Source organism: Actinoplanes sp. NPDC048791 (assembly GCF_040650095.1).
Classification (GTDB): Bacteria; Actinomycetota; Actinomycetes; order Mycobacteriales; family Micromonosporaceae; genus Actinoplanes.
In genome coordinates this window covers 1-1,489 of record NZ_JBEZGQ010001523.1, presented here as the reverse complement: position 1 = coordinate 1,489, position 1,489 = coordinate 1, and the positions used below count along the sequence as shown (strand labels likewise).

Here is a 1,489-nt window from a genome sequence, read left to right as displayed (position 1 = left end):
CGGGCAGAAGGCCGGCCGGTTCGTCGCCCAGGGCCGACGCCATCCAGAGCCGGACGAGCATGCGGGCGAAGGATTCCGCGTCGTCCCGCCCGTGCAGGGCGAAGGTCGCCACGGCCGTCGGCAGCCGGTCGAGCAGCGGCTCGAGGGCGTGGCGCAGGGTGTCGTCACTGAGCGCGCTGCTCAGCTGCATCGACGTCAGCGCCGGACCGAGCGCGAAGTGGTCGCTGAAGCCACTGCCGGGATCCGAGTCGCGGAACTCCCAGTCCGGGCCGAAACCGTGCGACCAGAACGGATCGACGTGATCGACGCCGGCCCCGGGGGAGTGCTCCAGGATCAGGTCGCGGCGGCCGTCGGCGGCCCAGGCCCGGGTGACGGCCAGCGGCTCCAGCGCGTCGAGGAACATCTCCCCGGGTACGGCCGACCGCCACTGCAGTGCCGTGTCCCGCAGCCAGTGCGCCGGGTCCCTGGCGTTGCGGAAGAGCTCCGACGCCCGCACGGTCCCGCCGCAGGCCAGCGTGAGCAGCATCAGGTTGAACGAGTAGGTCGCCATCCAGTGGTCGATGCGCTTGTCGATCGGCCGGTATCCCCGCGGGACATACTGCGGCCGGGTGACCGCCGTGCGCAGGCGTTCCACCAGCCACCCCCGGACTTCCGCCATGTCCGGGCCGCGCAGCAGGGCGGTGGCGAACGGCAGGACCGTGGTGCGGGCACTCAGCGGGGTGAAGCCGAGCAGCGACTGCAGCAGGTCGTCCTCGTCGGCCCGGCCGAGCTGCAGGGTACGGGCCCGGGCCCGCGCGGCCGCGTCCCGCAACGCCTGCACGACCAACCGGGCCACGAGATACTCGCCGAACGTGGCGTGCAGGAACTCGTACGTCTGGCGGGTCCGGTCGTCCTGGTGGGCCTGGGCCCGCTGGATGAAGAAGAACCGCCCGACCATCTCCTGCCCGGCCGTGATCGGCGCCCGGAAGCCCTCGCTGCCCGCCTCCCGCGACGCCCGCAGACCCAGCCCGGCCAGGTCCGCGTCGAGCTCCTCGGTGGTGGCCCAGAGCCGCAGGCGGTGGAACATCGCGAACGCGACGACGGACAGCCGCAACAGCTCCGCCTCGATCAGCTCCGGCATCGCCGACTCCGGGCGGCCGGCGTGCACCCGGCGTACCTCCCGGTCGGCGAACTCGCTGAGCAGCCGCTCGTAGAGCTGGCCGATCTCGAAGGTCTCGTCGTCGCCCTGCAGGGCGTTGCCCGTGGCGTCGTAGAGCGCCAGCATCAACAGCAGCAGCGGCTGCTCGGCCAGGTCGGGGAAGCGCCGCAACACTGTCGCCGACAGCGGGCGCCGGCCGGCCGCGGCCAGTCGCTCGCCGTTCGTGCCGTTCCAGACCTCCAGCCACCGGTCGAGCTGCTCATCGGCGAACGGCACCAGCCGGACGACCAGGCCCCCGGCCGGCAGCCGGGCGCTGTCCCCAGTCCAGCAGCGTGGCCGTGTCGCCCATCA

General features: G+C 73.0%; 1 pseudogene. It reads right to left on the bottom strand.

The features are described from left to right. Positions 1–1,414, bottom strand: a pseudogene (locus AB0C29_RS48080) (hypothetical protein); the annotation flags it as partial. Positions 1,415–1,489: the final 75 nt, after the last annotated feature.